The following is a 16756-nucleotide window of genomic DNA, read 5'->3' as shown; positions in this document are numbered from 1 at the left end:
ATTAAAAACTGACACTTATCACAATTAATGTATAGTAAGTTTATAATCACAAAAAGATAACTCGTTGTAACTAAAACCTCTTACTCCAGCTCTTTATTCAACACACTGTTAAATAAAGAACTGCTTTAGGGCATAGTTTTTGCTTACAAATAAAACTTAACAGTGCTTGCCATTTATTTGGCAAATACTTATAACAATAATTAATAAAATAAAAAAGTGACTACTGTTTGTGTTTTTACTGCGTAATTGCCGACTAGTATACCTACTTTTTTTAATAGACGTTGATGGTTTTATAAATGGCTGAAGACATTCTGCTTAAATATGAAAGCCTAGTTGAAGAGCTAAAGGCGTATTTAGGCACCCCAAAATTCGACAAACTGTTTAAATCAAAAACAGCGGGCTTAACTAAGCCTGAGCAGTTCTTGATCAAAATGGAGATGTCGCGTTTATCTCAGCCTGTTGCACGGTTTATTGATTTACGTGGGCAAGTAACGGGTCAAGTAAAACCATACGAATACGAAGGTAAACAACACTTTATGGACGATACTGCCATCGAAGTGTTTGAACAGGCTATTAAACGCCATGGCGGTTACACCCTTGCTGTCTATGAAGCGGTGATGAACACTGAAAACAACCATCGTGTCATGCAAAAGAAAGCGGCCGAACAAGCTCTTACTGAAGACGATAACGACAGTCAGTTATCAGCCAAAGTGATAAAATTTGCCTCCTACGAAAGCCGTCGTGAAGAGCGGATGAATTACTCTATCAAAATCACTGTTGAGTTTGATAAAGACAGCAAAGTAGCCGCAACAACATCTGATATCTCACTCAGTGGTGCAAAGATAAAGCTCGCGCCACGCTATAAGTTAAAAAAAGGTCAACTTATAGGCCTGCGCCTAGTCGGCCTTGAACAAGATTTTGAGTTAGGTTTAAAAAACGGAATTCAGTACGAAGTCGTCGCGATTGAAAAAGTATCACGCGAATACAATCATGTTCGCCTAAAACGCACCTTTATTGAAAACAACGAAAAGTTTGATGAGTTTTTAGAAAGCTTTATCCACGGCAATAAGCGTCGTTATAAAGTTAACCTAGACAATACGCTCGATGCGGTTGTGTCAAAAGGCTATGAACAATACTACATTCCGCGTGTGACCTCTCTTTATACCTTTTTAAGCTTACAAGGTGACAAGCTATACCCAAGCCTTGCCTTAACAACTGAAAATAATATTTTTATTCAGCGTTATTTTTGTGACGAGCGCAAGCTGTCTTGCTTATACAGTATTATTAACCAACAACGTATAGGCCACTTATTAAGCTCACCAGAGGCAGTAAAAGAAGAGTACCTATATACTTTCACGCATGTTGTTGCTGGTAAAGTGTATTACTACTCTGCCACGCGTAGTGAGCTTGAAAGCCAGCCTCAGCTTAAAAATTTATTTTTAGGGTTTGGTAGTCAAAAAGACAGCTGGCAATGTTTTAAGTTGCAATTGATGCCAAGTCACCCTGAAGATTCGTATATTCCGTTGTCACTGCCCAGTAGTGCAGGGAAAGACATTGAAAAGTTGAACAAACCGCCCTCACCTCGCGTGCAAGGGTTGATCAAAGACGTTAAATATTTACTGATCTTAACGGCCATTGGTACGCCCTATGAGCAGCACTCTTATAAACAATTAACATTTGATAAAAACGCGATTAATCAACTAAAACAATTTGGCCATAGCAAACATAAAACACCGCCACACCTAGAGCCCGTAGCCCTTGAATATGTAAATTTAAGAGCGCACAAGCGCTATTTGTACAAGACAGCTATCGCCATAAATCATCACGAGCAGATTATCACAGGCCATACCCGCGACTTGTCAGTTATGGGATTACAAATCGAGTGTGATAAACCTGTTGAGTTTAAAAAAGGCGACATAATTAATATTAGCTTGCCTGATTTACAAAAAATTACCAAAAAACATGATTTATCGAGCCTTGCTTACGAAGTCATGGCGATTAGTAAGTCACTCACCACGGTTAATCTAAAAGTTCACCGTATTACAGACTTACCACATATGGCGATTAAGTTCTTTACGGTACTGATTGAAAACAATAAAGATAAGTTAAGGGTGTGTGAAGAGTCGCCTAAAATACCGGGTCTTTCAACGGCACTCAGAAATATGGTAACCAAAAGTGTTTGCCAATTTCCGTTCTATTTACACAAAGAAGCAGCGCATTTTAAAGCCGGTGCAATTGGTCAGGGTTTATATCCGAGCCCATTACATGTATTACTGCAAAACTTTGCGCTCTTAAACGAAAACACCAGTATTGAAGGGATTTTATCAACGCAGCAAATCACCGAAGTCATTACACCACTCATAAAAGATCGTAGCCGCCAAGACCCGCCGCTTGCTTTTACCTTATTTATTCGTTTTGACCCTCGCCAACCTTCAATCAGCGACGCGATTACGAGTCGGTGCATTAGTGAAGATGACTACAAACCCCAGACTTTGTTTGTAAAAAAAGCGCTGAGAAATGACCTCATGTTTGTGTTTCGTTTATATGTATCACGTACAGGGCGCCCTGATATTGATTATTTATCAAACGAACTCAAATATATAAGTCAGTATGCCTTACATAAAGCGAAAGATCTTGAAGAAGCGCTGTGGGCCGTGGCAGGTGTGGGTGATTTAATTGATATTAGTGATGAAGCGCTTACGCATTTTGATATTGATGAAACACTCAAAATCGAAATGAATAAGCGCAAGAAAACGTGGTTAAAGCGTGTAATCTAATGGAATTGTGAGCAAGTAACTGACTTGAAGTAACGAGCCTTCATTAATGGCTGTTTGTGCTTGCTCAACAACTTTCGGTTTTCCATGAACAGCCACGCCAAGCCCTGCTGCAGCCATCATTTTTAAGTCATTAGCCCCATCACCCATGGCAACAGTTTGACGGGTATTAAGCGCCAGTTTTTCTGCGATTCGCTTAAGCACTCGCGCTTTTTCTTCTGCATCAACAATCGTGCCTATGACCTTACCCGTTAGCCGGTTATCTTTAAACTCAAGTGTATTAGCATGTACTTCATCTAAACCAATAAGCGATTGTACTTGCTCAGCAAATGGCACAAAACCACCCGAGGCAATGGCAAGATGCCAGTCATACTTTTTAAGGTATTGGCAGAGCTCATTCACACCAGGCATCAAGGGTAAACGCGATTTTAAATCATCGATTAAATCAACATCAATGCCTTCAAGCTTTGCAACACGCTGTTTTAAGCTTTGTGCAAAATCAAGCTGCCCAGCCATGGCTTGCGCAGTGACAGCAGCCACTTCATCATACACATCGGCTAAACGTGCAATTTCATCAATACATTCTATCGTAATCGCTGTTGAATCCATGTCCATGAGTAATAAACCGGGCTCATTCACGGTGGGTGGATTCGTTAACTGCACCAATTGCAAGCCATGCTGATTAGCAAAGGCGGTTAATACGGATGGACTGAGTGGTGATGTTGAGTCGCTATGAACACACCACGCTGAGGGCATAGATTCAATAGGCTGATAACAACACACGGTTAAATTTGTGAAGCCGTGCGAGCTTAAAAATGCTGTCAGAGCAAGTAAATGGTCAGCACTGAGTTCACCGCCAAACGCCACGCTCAGTACGCCTTGATGTGCTTTGGGTAAAATATCTGTCGCAATTAGGTGTTTATTTTCAATTTTATACCAGCAATTTAGTGTTATTTGACCTGTTAAATTTGCTGTAGGTGTAGCAGCTAAGCTAAGCTGTGACATAGTGGCTCCACGTTAGACTTATGTCTGTTGTTGTGCGTGTATTTGCTACTCGCAATCAATGAACTAATAAGGTTATTATACTGGTTTAGTTGTACCATCAATTGTAAAAGCTGTCAGCAGCGTATACGGTGACTATGAAAAATAACCAACTTAAAACTCCATTTTCGGCTACTTATCGCCAACGCATCGTGCGATTAAGCCTAGCTGCGGCCTGTTTTGTGTTGCTTAGTTGGGTTGCCGTTAATAGTAGCTTTCAAAGCCATCAACTACTTTATGACAGTGCAAACAGTACCGCGACAAGCCTAACAAAATTTATGGCGCTTAATGCGCAGACCCCGCTCGAAGAAAAAAATAAGCCCGCATTAAATGCACTGTGTAATAACATAGCAGAAGACGAGTATGTTTTAGCAGCCATCGTTTATGACCAACAAGGGATCCAAATTGCCGCCAGTGATAACTGGCAAAGCCACCACACATTTGGACTTTTACCAGACTCGACTCCGGGAATAAGTAAACTCAAAACCCCCTTTGTCGAGCCTGTAATAAGCGATGATGAGCGTCCGATAGGCTTTGTAACCATCACTTATTTAACACAAGCGTCAATTGCAACCAGCCACAGCAGTTTTCATGATTTAGGCAGACAGGTCTTACTCATGTTGGTTATTACCTGTATTTTTACATGGCAACTAGGCCGAGGATTAAAGCGCTGGCAGGTAAATCGTTATATCAAAAAAAGTGCTGAGCAAGAGTCATAAAGCGCATCAGCTAACAATTGCTTTTCAGTACCCGAGACACCTTTTAGCTCACATAGGTGAGTAAACACCTCTCGTATTTTTAGTGGCGTATTGATTTGCCCTTGAGAGCCTGCAAGTGGCATTGAGGGCGCATCGGTCTCAAGCACTAAATGCTGGGGGGCAATATTACTTATCACTTGGCGTGTTTTTTCAGCTCGAGGGTAACTTATCACCCCACCCACCCCGAGTTTAAAACCTTGCTTAATATAGCTGTTTGCTTGTTGCTGCGACCCGGAAAATGCATGAATTACCCCGCCATATTTAGGCTTGCATCGCTTGAATGAACGCGCAATGAGATCATGGCTTTGTCGGTGGTGAACTATCAGCGGGAGTGCCAATTGGTTAGCAAGCTCAATCTGCCCTTCAAATAACGCAATTTGTTTATCAAGATTATCAATACTGCGATCAAGCCCGCATTCACCAATCGCAACAAGTTCATTCGCATGGGTTTTAGCAAGCTGCTCTAGCTCGCTTAGATGATGAGGTTGATGCTGTGATAAAAAATAAGGGTGTAAGCCTAGTGCAATTGATACGCTTGGATACGATTTTGAAAAGCAAAGCAATTGGGTCGATTGTGCCAAGCTAATACCCGGCACAACAAAGTGTGCGATCCCTGCGTTTTGACACGCGTCGATAAGCGCGTCGCGATTCTCATCAAACTCGCTAAAATCGAGGTGACAATGGGAATCAATAAAACGCATTTATGGATTTAAACGACCGAATTGCCAACTGCCGTCAGCGTTGCGCTGATACATAAAGCGGTCATGCAAACGGTGTGCACCGCCTTGCCAAAATTCAACTTTAGTCGGCTCTACACAGTACCCTCCCCAAAAATCAGGGAGAGGAATTTCACCATCAGAAAACTTCTGCTTCATTTTAGCAAAGGTTTCCATTAACACTTTACGAGACGAGACAGGACGACTTTGCGCAGACGCCCAAGCTGCAAGCTGGCTTTCCTTAGGACGCGATAAAAAGTACTTTGCCACTGCTGTGGTTGGTAATGGTTTTGCTTCACCATACACAATTACTTGACGCTCCATATGGTGCCAAGGAAAGTGTAAGGAAATTTTGTTGTTCCCTTTAAGCTCTTGCGCTTTGCGTGAACCCGTGTTGGTAAAAAACACGAAGCCGTTTTCATCAAGGTGCTTTAGCAAAACGATGCGCTGCGAAGGCTGACCATGCTCATCAACCGTTGCCACCACCATTGCCGTCGGATCTGGCAAGTTAGTTGCCACAGCCTGCTCAAGCCATTTTTCAAACTGCTTGATAGGCGATGCATCAAGCATGTCTTCAGATAAACCATCCTGTAAATATTCACGGCGAATATCTTCAAGTTTCATTTAAAAATTCCTTCTATCACAGTAAGCTATCAGCTAAAAATTAAGCAACATTTATATCTTGTCAATTTTTGTTGGGTGTCGCTGCGCTCTACCCAACCTACGAAGGCGGTAACATACGTTATCTGCGAGTGTAGGAGTGCTAGCAAGGCAATGAGCTTATTTATGCCAAGGAGCATACGTGTTTTGTATGTGACTTAGGCTAAATAAACTCATTAACGCAGCTAAAGCGAACTACACGAAGCAGATTACATTTGCTCCATAACTTCGATACCTAACAAATCCAACCCTTTTTCAAGCGTCTTCGCAACCAAATTACACAGTACTAAACGGCTATCACGTACACTTGGTTCTACACCGTCTTTAAGTACTGGGCACGCTTCGTAGAACGTCATGTATAGGCTTGCAAGTTCGTATAGGTATCCACATAGTACGTGTGGTGTTGCTTCGCTGATCATCAGGTCGAGTACTTCTTCTAATTGGAGAAGTTTTAGCGCAAGTGCTTTTTCTTGCGGCTCGTTGATAGCAACGTCTGCTGTTAATGAAGCGGCATCAATACCTGACTTGCGGAAAATACTGCGAACACGCGTATACGCATATTGAAGATAAGGTGCAGTTGCGCCTTCGAAACTCAACATCGTATCCCAATTGAAGATATAGTCGCTGGTGCGGTGCTTTGAAAGATCCGCATATTTTACTGCGCCAATCCCTACTTTACGGGCAATTTCACTACGCTCTTCGTCGCTAAGTTCAGACTCACGCTCTGCAAGTTTTGCTGCTGCACGCGTGATTGACTCTTCAAGTAAGTCAGCTAGTTTAACGGTGCCACCCGTACGTGTTTTGAATGGCTTGCCATCTTCACCCATCATGGTGCCGAATGGGCAAAACTCGTAACTAGTTTCATCACGTAACAAACCGGCTTTACGTGCAGTTAGCTCAACTTGGTTAAAGTGTAAGCTTTGACGCGCATCAACAAAAATTAAGATACGGTCAGCACCTAGTTTGTTTGAGCGGTAATCACACGCTGCTAAGTCAGTTGTCGCGTATAAGAAACCGCCGCCTGATTTTTGCACGATAAATACTGAAGGTTCACCGTCTTTATTAGCAAGCTCGTCTAGAAACACAACTTGTGCGCCATTAGACTCAACAGCAATGTGCTTGTCTTTTAATAAAGCGATGATATTAGCAAGCTCACTGTTGTAAGCACTTTCAGCCATGATATCGCCTTGTTTAAGCGTAACATTTAAGCGCTTATACACTTCTTCAGAGTGCTTCACTGACGTGGCAATGAATAGCTTCCACAGCTTTTCACAGTGCGCATCGCCACCTTGTAATTTAACCACGTAGTCACGGGCTTTATCGGCAAAGCCTTCTTCATCATCAAACCGTTTTTTCGCATCGCGGTAGAAGGTTTCTAAATCTGCCAGAGCCACTTTGTCTAAGTCGACACCTTGGCTAATTTGGTCTTCTAAGTGCGCAATCAACATACCAAACTGCGTACCCCAGTCTCCCATGTGGTTTTGACGAATAACATCATCACCACGGAACTCAAGCGCACGAACAACGGCATCGCCAATGATCGTAGAACGTAAATGGCCAACGTGCATTTCTTTCGCAAGGTTGGGTGATGAGTAATCAACCACAACTTTTTGTGCGGTTGCATGCGGTGAAACCGCGAGCTTTTCATCTTCATTCGCTGCTTTTAAGCTTGTTGATAAAAATTCAGGCTTTAAGTGAATGTTGATGAAACCTGGGCCTGCAATTTCTGTTTTTTCTGCGATATCAGCAAGGTCTAGGTTATCGATAATTTTTTGTGCCAGTTCGCGTGGGTTTGATTTTAGCTTTTTAGCCGCTCCCATCGCGCCATTGATTTGGTAATCACCAAACTGCGGGCGTGTACTTTGTGTTACCGCGGGGTTCGTGTCTTCGGGTAGTCCTGCTGCAACCATGGCTGCAACGGCTTTTTCAATTAAAAGAGTACGGATGTTCATTGTAATTTTTACCTTTATTGCCCGCCATGCGGGCACTTAAAATATGTGCCTGTGTAAGCTTAGTTTTCGCGTGTATGGTTAAACTTAATATCAGGATAACGTTCCATTGATAAGTTTAGGTTTACACGACTTGGCGCGATGTAAGTAAGGTTATCCCCCCCATCTAGCGCTAAGTTGCTTTCGCACTTGCGTTTAAACTCTTCAAACTTTTTAGTATCGTCTGAACTTACCCAGCGTGCAGTATTAACACTGACCCCTTCATAAATAGCATCTACGTTGTATTCTGCTTTTAAGCGTGCAACAACCACATCAAACTGTAGTACACCAACAGCGCCAACGATAAGGTCGTTGTTAATAAGTGGTCTAAATACTTGCACCGCCCCTTCTTCTGATAACTGCACTAAGCCTTTTAATAACTGCTTTTGCTTAAGAGGATCTTTTAGACGAATACGACGGAATAATTCAGGCGCGAAGTTAGGAATACCGCTAAACTTCAACTTTTCACCTTGGGTAAAAGTATCACCAATTTGAATCGTACCGTGGTTATGTAAACCAATAATATCGCCCGCATAAGCATCCTGCGCACGTTCGCGGTCGCCGGCCATAAAGGTTACCGCATCAGAAATGCTCACTTGCTTGCCAATACGAACGTGATTCATCTTCATACCTTGGCTGTATTTGCCTGATACGATACGCATGAAAGCAATGCGGTCACGGTGTTTAGGGTCCATATTCGCTTGAATTTTGAATACGAAACCAGTGAAGTTTTCTTCTGTTGCAAGCACTTGGCGATCTTCTGTTTCGCGTGGTAATGGTGACGGAGCCCACTCAGTTAAGCCATCTAGTACATGGTCAACACCAAAGTTACCTAGCGCCGTACCGAAGTAAACAGGTGAGAGTTCGCCTGCTAAAAAGAGGTCTAAGTCAAACTCGTGCGATGCACCCATTACCAGCTCAAGTTCTTCACGTAATTGCTCTGCTAGTTCGCTGCCGATGGTTGCATCTAGCTCAGGGTTATCTAAGCCCTTAATTGTACGAACTTCCTGAATAGTGTGGCCTTGGCCGGTGCTATATAAAATCGTTTCTTCGCGGTGAATATGGTAAACACCTTTGAATTCTTTACCGCAGCCAATCGGCCATGTTACTGGTGCACATGCAATGTTTAGTTCGGTTTCTACTTCGTCTAATAACTCCATAGGATCACGAATATCACGGTCACACTTATTCATAAAGGTAACGATTGGCGTGGTACGTAAGCGCGTTACTTCCATTAATTTACGTGTGCGATCCTCAACACCTTTTGCCGCATCGATAACCATTAAACACGAGTCAACTGCGGTCAAAGTACGGTATGTATCTTCAGAGAAATCTTCGTGTCCTGGTGTATCAAGAAGGTTTACCAAACGCTGGTTATAGGGAAACTGCATTACTGACGTAGTTACCGAGATACCACGTTCTTTTTCCATTTCCATCCAGTCAGATTTAGCGTGCTGGTTTGAGCCACGACCTTTTACGGTACCTGCTTTTTGGATTGCTTGTCCGAATAACAGCACTTTTTCTGTAATGGTGGTTTTACCCGCATCCGGGTGCGAGATAATCGCAAAGGTGCGTCGTTTATTAATTTCGGTAGTTAAATTAGACATGTAAGCTGCTTTTAGTCATAACAAAGCACACCTAGCGGCTCTAAAAACGAGAGTCCTCGGTGCGCACTGAAAAATAAAATAGAATTGCGGGCATTATACCCTGTTTGTCTTAGCCAAAAAAGCAGCGATTGTAAGTAATTATTCCCCCTTGATAAGCAATTTTCGTTGTTCACTTTTTTGCTAAGCTTGTGTAATCAAGTTGTAACGCATACTATTGACAAATTGCACGGAGGGATATCAATTTAGGTCATGAAAACCAGTAAGCTCAGTATTCGATTATTATGGTATATCACGCCATTAGTGATCTTACCTTTGTTGTTTTTAGGTGGCTTTACGTTAACCAATGTGACCAATTCAACAAAAAAACAAGCAGAGCTTATTGTGAGTCGCTTTGTTGAGCAGCAACAGCATAAAATTTTCAACTATATTGACTCATTTCATTCCATCACTCGCCTTTTATCAACCTCTCCGGTACTTGCCGATTTTTTAGCACGCGAGCCTAATTCGAAAAATCAGTATATAGAACACCTCGGCGAGTTAATGAATGTATTTGCCAGTTACTCAGAAGCGTACCCTGATATTGTCAGCATTAACTATGTTGACTCGCAAGGTAAAAGTGATGCGTTTTATTCGAGCCAATTAACTCCTGCACCTAAAAGTTACCCGTTTTTTGATCAAGTTCTACAGTCTAATTTGCGTCAACAACAATTTATGATCCCCAAAGAAGACGGCTCAACCAGTCTTTATTTTGTGCACCCTATCTACAATATCGACTATTACTTAAAACGACCCCAAGAGTTAGGCTTTATCGTTGTTCATGTTGAACCATCAATTTTGAACACCAGTATTTTAGAAGCCCCTTTTAATAACACCTTAAACCTATTTTTGACCAGTAAAGGGCAAATACTCTTTAGCTCCGACTACGATTTACGGGGCAACTATTTAAGTGAGTATGAATTAGAACAAATTAAAGGCTTGGCCGATTATGGCAAGCTGTCTAGCATTGAACTGTCGAGTATCGATAAAGAAGAGCGTATTATTTATGCGGTACAAATGACCGATGGCGATTATTACGTATCGACCACGCCCAAAGATTTACTTTACCAATCTGGTAAAGCCATTAGTTTAATCACCGCGCTGATTGTGATCATCTCGGTTATTTCGTTACCCATTTTAATTTATATTGTGGTACGCAATTTACTACTCACCCCTGTTGAGTTATTGGGTGCGGCCAGCCATCGCGTTGGAGATGGTGACTTATCGGTGTATTTACCCGCCCACACCAATGATGAAGTCGGTGTATTATTTAACGACTTTAACCACATGGTGAACCAGATTCGTCATTATCAAGATGAGTTAAAAGAGTATAAACACCACCTAGAAGATAAAGTTGAAAGCCGTACAAAAGCACTTGAAGCAATGAATAGCAAGCTTGAAATAGCCATTGCACAAGCTGAACAAGCGAATCAACTTAAAAGTCGTTTTTTAGCGAATATGAGTCATGAAATTCGCACGCCTCTTACTGCCATTATGGGGTTTACCGAACAGCTACTTCACAATAAAGATGCCGTGAATGACGACCAGCATTTAAGCACTATTTTAAGAAACTCAAAACACCTGCTTGAGCTCATTAATAACATTCTCGACTTATCAAAGATTGAAGCTGAAAAGCTTGCTGTAGAGTGTGGGCCATGCTCAGTCGTCCAATTAATTCATGATCTTGATTCGATTATTCGTCCACTGGCAAACGAAAAACGATTAGAGTTTACAATTAACTACAGCCTGCCAATTCCTAAAAGTATTAACAGTGATACGACCCGTTTAAAGCAAATATTAATCAACATAGCTAGTAATGCAGTGAAATTTACCGAACAAGGGCATATCTCCATTGATATTCGCTACAACAGTGCAAAACAATATCTAGAATTTGCGATTCAAGATACAGGTATTGGTATGTCAGAGCGCGAAGTTGAACGGGTGTTTAAACCGTTTGAACAAGCCGATGCCACAACAACTCGCCGCTTTGGCGGTACTGGGTTAGGACTTTGTATTTCGAAAAACTTGGCTCAGCTATTAGGAGGGGATGTTTACCTTAAGAGCGAGCCCGGTATAGGCAGCTGTTTTACAGTGCAAATTGCGTGTCACCTAAAACCAGAGCAACAACAAAATGACGCCTTTATTCATAACTTAGAGCAATTGTCACCCAGTAAAGATCTACAGCTTTCTTTTGCCTCAAATAGTTTTGATGCAAATATATTGGTCGCCGAAGATAACCCTGATAACCAATTGCTTATCAAACTGTTATTACAGACCTGGGGACTTGAGCCAGACATCGCGAAAAACGGCGCAGAAGCCGTTGAAATGGCACTCGTCAATGACTACCAACTCATTATTATGGACATGCAAATGCCTGTTATGGGTGGTTTAGAGGCGACGCAAATGCTGCGCCATGCAGCCTACGATGGCCCAATCATCGCGCTTACGGCAAATGTAATGAAAACCGATGTTGACACCTATCTCGAAGCAGGCTGCGATGAAGCACTTGCAAAACCGATTGATAAAAATGCCCTTGAGCAAGTGCTGGTTAGTTATTTAAATATTGAAAAAGACAGTCAAAACAAGTGGGAAAATTTACTCAAGAGTGAGAAGTTCCAGCAAATTAACGACAACTACCGTTCTAAATTACCTGACTACCTCAACCAAGTCGTGCAGTTGTACCGAACTAAAGAGTGGGAAGCATTACGCTCGCTGGCACACAGTCTAAAAGGCAGTGCGGGTTGCTTTAGCTTTGAGGAAATCCATGAGACTGCGGGGCAACTCGAAACGGCACTACGCAGTAACCAAGCCCAGCAAATAGAACAAAGTTACGAAATGCTTATCAGTGCGTTAAAAAAGGCTTCTTAAACGCTAGAAGCGTAAAGTTAAGCCCATTAAAATGGCATCTTCGTTACCTGTTGCTGTCGGATAATAATTTTTTCGCACCGACATATGAGAAAAACCTGCACGCTCATATAGTGCAATGGCACGCGTGTTTGACTCTCGCACTTCTAAAAATAGATTCTCAGCGTGCTGTTGCTCACCATGATGAATAAAAGCATCTAAAAGCTGCTTTGCAATGCCCTGCCCCTGATGACTTGGCGCCACACAAATATCCATTAACGTGTAGTCAGGCCCAGCTTGCTCACCAATGTAAAAACCAAGCATCTCATCACCTTTAAAAGCGGCAAGATTAAAGTAACGTCCAGCTAAACACGACAACATGGTTTTTTCGGTCCATGGGTGACTGTGACAGGCATTTTCGATTGTCATTAGCTGAGTTATATAATTTGCATCAACAGGCTTAAAGCTTATCAAGTTGTTCACCAATTAAAGACCACAATTGTTTTTTTTGCTCACTGTTAAGTTTCTCACTTGGTAAGGCTAAACAGCCATCCTGCCAGCTTATATTTGGCGCTTTGACAACGTGTGTAATCACCAAAGGAGCACATGCTTTTTCAAGATCATGATGAAACTGTAACGAGAGTGTAAGCGGCGTTTGCTCAGACATTGGCGCATGTTCTACTTGAACATCAGGCACTGTTCGATAGTGTTGGTTTAACTCTAAAGATTGTACAGAAAATATCGCAGCGTAACTTGGATTCATAACAACTCAATCATGATTAAGAGCAAGTAATATAGGGAGATTTGCGATTAAAGTAAAGCGGGAAGAAATGGCAGGGGCGGAGAGATTCGAACTCCCAACCGTCGGTTTTGGAGACCGCTGTTCTACCAATTGGAACTACGCCCCTGCAATGACGATGAATTATATAGAGCTTTTTATAAAGGTAAAGTAAAAAAACACAGTTTGTGGTTCAACTGCTTTCAAAATAAACAAAACGGCGAATTAGCAAGCTAATCCGCCGTTTTTTATACGGTAGTTACAGAAATAAAAGGATTATTCCCACTCGATAGTTGCAGGTGGCTTACCTGAAATATCGTAAACAACGCGTGAGATACCATCAATTTCATTAATGATACGGTTAGACACCACCCCCAAGAACTCATAAGGTAAGTGTGACCAACGTGCTGTCATAAAGTCGATTGTTTCTACACAACGCAGTGATACAACCCAATCATACTTACGCGCATCACCCATTACACCGACTGATTTAACAGGTAGGAATACCGTAAACGCTTGGCTTACTTTGTGGTAAAGCTCAGCTTTGTGTAGCTCTTCGATAAAGATAGCGTCTGCACGGCGAAGTAAATCACAGTATTCTTTCTTGATTTCGCCCAGTACACGTACACCTAAACCTGGCCCTGGGAATGGGTGACGGTAAAGCATGTCGTACGGTAAACCTAACTCAAGACCGATTTTACGTACTTCGTCTTTGAATAGCTCACGTAAAGGCTCAACAAGACCCATTTCCATGTCGTCTGGTAAACCACCTACGTTGTGGTGAGACTTGATTACGTGTGCTTTACCTGTTGCTGATGCAGCAGATTCGATCACGTCTGGGTAGATAGTACCTTGACCTAACCAACGTGCATTCTTCAGTTTCTTCGCTTCTGAATCAAATACTTTGATAAATGTATGACCAATTGCTTTACGCTTGTCTTCTGGGTCTGATTTACCGGCAAGATCTGCAAGGAATTGATCTTCAGCATCTACTTTGATGATGTTTAGGCCAAACTTGTTACCAAACATATCCATGACTTGTTGGCCTTCGTTTAAACGAAGTAAACCGTTATCAACAAATACACAAGTCAGCTTGTCGCCAATCGCACGGTGAATAAGCATCGCAACAACCGATGAATCAACACCACCTGAAAGACCTAGGATAACTTCATCGTCACCGACTGTTTCTTTAATTCGCTCAATCGCATCGTCGATGATTTTTGCAGGTGTCCAAAGCTTTTCACAGCCACAGATATCAATCGCAAAACGCTCAAGAAGACGAAGACCTTGGTGAGTATGTGTCACTTCTGGGTGGAATTGTACGCCGTAAAAACGCTTTTCTTCCCATGACATAGCAGCATGTGGACACGTTGATGTTTTAGCAGTCGTTTTGAAAGTATCAGGTACTTCCATTACTTTATCGCCGTGGCTCATCCATACATCAAGTACGCCTGCGCCGCCATCTGTAATGTGATCTTCAATAGCATCGAATAACGCACAGTTGCCTACTTTTTCAACTTGCGCATAACCAAACTCTTTCTTATCTGAGCTGTGTACACTTCCGCCAAGTTGCATTGCCATTGTTTGCATGCCGTAACAAATACCAAGTACAGGCACGCCTGCATTAAATACATACTCTGGAGCACGTGGGCTGTTATCAAGCGTTGTTGACTCAGGGCCACCCGACAAGATAATACCTTGTGGGTTAAACTCGCGGATTTGCTCTTCTGTTACATCCCAAGCCCACAGCTCACAGTAAACACCAATTTCACGTATACGACGTGCGATTAATTGCGTGTATTGCGAACCAAAATCTAAAATGAGAATTCGTGAATCGTGAATGTCTTTGCTCATGGAGTATCTCGTTAGTCAGGAACTGCTCTCCCACAGGGGAGATGAAAAATAAATAAGGGCTAGCATATGCTAGCCCATGTAATTTCAATACGTTACGGTTATTAACCTAAACGGTAGTTTGGCGCTTCTTTGGTGATTTGCACATCGTGAACATGTGATTCACCCATACCAGCCGACGTTACACGGACAAACTGAGGTTTAGTATTTAACTCTTCAATTGTCGCACAGCCAGTTAAGCCCATTGCACTGCGAAGACCACCCACTTGTTGGTGAATGATTGTCGCAATAGGTCCTTTATAAGCAACACGGCCTTCGATACCTTCAGGAACAAGCTTGTCTGCTTCGTTCGATTTCTGGAAGTAACGGTCTGATGAACCTTCTTTTTGGTTCATCGCACCAAGGCTACCCATACCACGGTATGACTTGTAGTAACGGCCTTGATATAGCTCAACTTCACCTGGTGCTTCTTCTGTACCCGCGAGCATTGAACCCACCATGACACATGATGCACCCGCAACCAGTGCTTTTACGATATCGCCAGAGAAACGAATACCACCGTCAGCAATAACAGGAATGTCACGGCCTTTTAAGCCTTCAACTGCATCTGAAATAGCGGTGATTTGTGGTACACCACATCCTGTAACGATACGTGTAGTACAGATAGAGCCTGGGCCAATGCCCACTTTAACGGCATCAACACCTGCATCAGCAAGGGCAATTGCACCTTCAGCTGTCGCAACGTTACCCGCTACGATTTGTAAATCTGGGTATGTTTGACGAGTTTGTGCAACACGGTCGATAACACCTTGTGAGTGACCATGTGAAGTATCGATAAGTAATACGTCAACACCCGCTTCAACAAGGGCAGCGATACGCTCATCAGTACCTGGGCCAACACCTACAGCAGCGCCTACACGTAAACGACCTTGTTCGTCTTTACATGCGTGAGGTTTGTCTTGTGCTTTTTGATAATCTTTTACAGTGATCATGCCTTTCAGTTTAAATGCATCATCAACTACAAGAATTTTTTCGATACGGTGCTCGTGCATGAGACCTAAAATTTCATCGCGGTCTGCACCTTCTTTTACAGTCACTAACGATTCTTTTTTCGTCATCACTGTAGAAACAGGCTGCTCAAGTTTAGTTTCAAAACGCATATCACGGCTTGTAACAATACCTACAAGGTTATTGTCAGCGTCGGTTACAGGGAAACCTGAAAAACCTTTTTCTTCTGAAAGCGCGATAGCATCAGCAATTGTTAGATCCGCAGTCACAGTAACAGGGAAAGAAACAATACCTGCCTCGTACGTTTTTACTTTACGTACGTTTTTAGCTTGCTCTTCGATTGTCATGTTTTTGTGGATAAAACCTAAACCGCCTTCTTGCGCTAGCGCAATCGCCAAGCGAGCTTCTGTTACAGTATCCATAGATGCTGAAACTAGCGGCAAGTTAAGTTTGATACCACGCGTTAAGCGAGTTGAAATATTTGCCGTGTGTGGCAAAACAGTAGAATGACCTGGTACTAAAAGTACGTCGTCAAAGGTAAGAGCTTCTTTAGCAATTCTAAGCATTTTGGCAACTTCTCACATGTGGATCTGAGTATAAGGAATTGCGGCCAAATTTTATCAGCGTTATGCGCATGAGTAAATAAAATTCCGCATTTATTTATGATAAAGTAGACGCAGTTTATTTTATTGGGG

General features: G+C 42.4%; 12 protein-coding genes and 1 tRNA gene. 3 read left to right on the top strand and 10 right to left on the bottom strand.

All coding sequences use genetic code 11. The annotated features are described in order from the left end of the window. Nucleotides 1–296 precede the first annotated feature (296 nt). Nucleotides 297–2777, top strand: coding sequence for a PilZ domain-containing protein (locus tag D0907_RS04015; protein ID WP_075593820.1), 2481 nt, complete (start codon nucleotides 297–299; stop codon nucleotides 2775–2777). On the opposite strand, the gene serB is transcribed toward D0907_RS04015, so the two are convergent. Further along, nucleotides 2760–3779 (bottom strand): phosphoserine phosphatase SerB, encoded by a 1020-nt coding sequence (gene serB / locus D0907_RS04010; protein ID WP_036970584.1) that lies wholly within the window; start codon nucleotides 3777–3779, stop codon nucleotides 2760–2762. The two genes, D0907_RS04015 and serB, sit on opposite strands and share 18 nt — an antisense overlap. Nucleotides 3780–3913: 134 nt before the next feature. Here serB and D0907_RS04005 point away from each other — a divergent pair, with 134 nt between their 5' ends. Further along, on the top strand, nucleotides 3914–4534 hold the full coding sequence (locus D0907_RS04005; protein WP_036970587.1) for an AhpA/YtjB family protein: 621 nt from the start codon (nucleotides 3914–3916) through the stop codon (nucleotides 4532–4534). Here D0907_RS04005 and D0907_RS04000 read toward each other — a convergent pair. From D0907_RS04000 to prfC, 4 genes are all read right to left on the bottom strand, one after another. Then, nucleotides 4501–5274, bottom strand: a complete 774-nt coding sequence (locus D0907_RS04000) for a TatD family hydrolase (RefSeq protein ID WP_036970590.1) — start codon at nucleotides 5272–5274, stop codon at nucleotides 4501–4503. The genes D0907_RS04005 and D0907_RS04000 overlap by 34 nt on opposite strands. Then, nucleotides 5275–5913: a pyridoxamine 5'-phosphate oxidase gene (pdxH, locus tag D0907_RS03995; protein ID WP_065978444.1), complete on the bottom strand. Its 639-nt coding sequence runs from the start codon at nucleotides 5911–5913 to the stop codon at nucleotides 5275–5277. It lies immediately after the preceding gene. Nucleotides 5914–6158: 245 nt separating this feature from the next. Next, nucleotides 6159–7901 (bottom strand): arginine--tRNA ligase, encoded by a 1743-nt coding sequence (gene argS / locus D0907_RS03990; protein WP_118844053.1) that lies wholly within the window; start codon nucleotides 7899–7901, stop codon nucleotides 6159–6161. A 59-nt stretch (nucleotides 7902–7960) separates the two neighbouring features. Then, entirely contained in the window at nucleotides 7961–9544 is a 1584-nt protein-coding gene (gene prfC, locus D0907_RS03985) for a peptide chain release factor 3 (RefSeq protein ID WP_036970600.1), read from the bottom strand. A 249-nt stretch (nucleotides 9545–9793) separates the two neighbouring features. Here prfC and D0907_RS03980 point away from each other — a divergent pair, with 249 nt between their 5' ends. After that, complete coding sequence (locus tag D0907_RS03980; RefSeq protein ID WP_118844052.1) at nucleotides 9794–12448, top strand: hybrid sensor histidine kinase/response regulator; 2655 nt, start codon at nucleotides 9794–9796, stop codon at nucleotides 12446–12448. A 3-nt stretch (nucleotides 12449–12451) separates the two neighbouring features. On the opposite strand, the gene rimI is transcribed toward D0907_RS03980, so the two are convergent. The 5 genes from rimI to guaB form a co-directional block, all read right to left on the bottom strand. Next, a complete protein-coding gene (gene rimI, locus D0907_RS03975; RefSeq protein ID WP_065978446.1) occupies nucleotides 12452–12898 on the bottom strand; it encodes a ribosomal protein S18-alanine N-acetyltransferase in 447 nt (148 codons plus the stop codon). Continuing rightward, nucleotides 12885–13187, bottom strand: coding sequence for a hypothetical protein (locus D0907_RS03970; RefSeq protein ID WP_036970608.1), 303 nt, complete (start codon nucleotides 13185–13187; stop codon nucleotides 12885–12887). The genes rimI and D0907_RS03970 overlap by 14 nt, the downstream gene beginning before the upstream one ends. Nucleotides 13188–13255: 68 nt before the next feature. Next, nucleotides 13256–13332: transfer RNA gene (locus D0907_RS03965), tRNA-Trp, on the bottom strand. Nucleotides 13333–13478: 146 nt separating this feature from the next. After that, nucleotides 13479–15056, bottom strand: coding sequence for a glutamine-hydrolyzing GMP synthase (guaA, locus tag D0907_RS03960; RefSeq protein WP_065978447.1), 1578 nt, complete (start codon nucleotides 15054–15056; stop codon nucleotides 13479–13481). Between the two features lie 101 nt (nucleotides 15057–15157). Then, nucleotides 15158–16627 carry an IMP dehydrogenase gene (gene guaB / locus D0907_RS03955; protein WP_036970614.1) on the bottom strand — a complete coding sequence of 490 codons (1470 nt, stop codon included), beginning with the start codon at nucleotides 16625–16627 and terminating at the stop codon, nucleotides 15158–15160. Nucleotides 16628–16756 lie beyond the last annotated feature (129 nt).

This window comes from Pseudoalteromonas lipolytica, assembly GCF_003515105.1.
Taxonomy (GTDB): Bacteria; Pseudomonadota; Gammaproteobacteria; order Enterobacterales; family Alteromonadaceae; genus Pseudoalteromonas; species Pseudoalteromonas lipolytica.
This window is presented reverse-complemented; position numbering and strand designations above follow the sequence as displayed.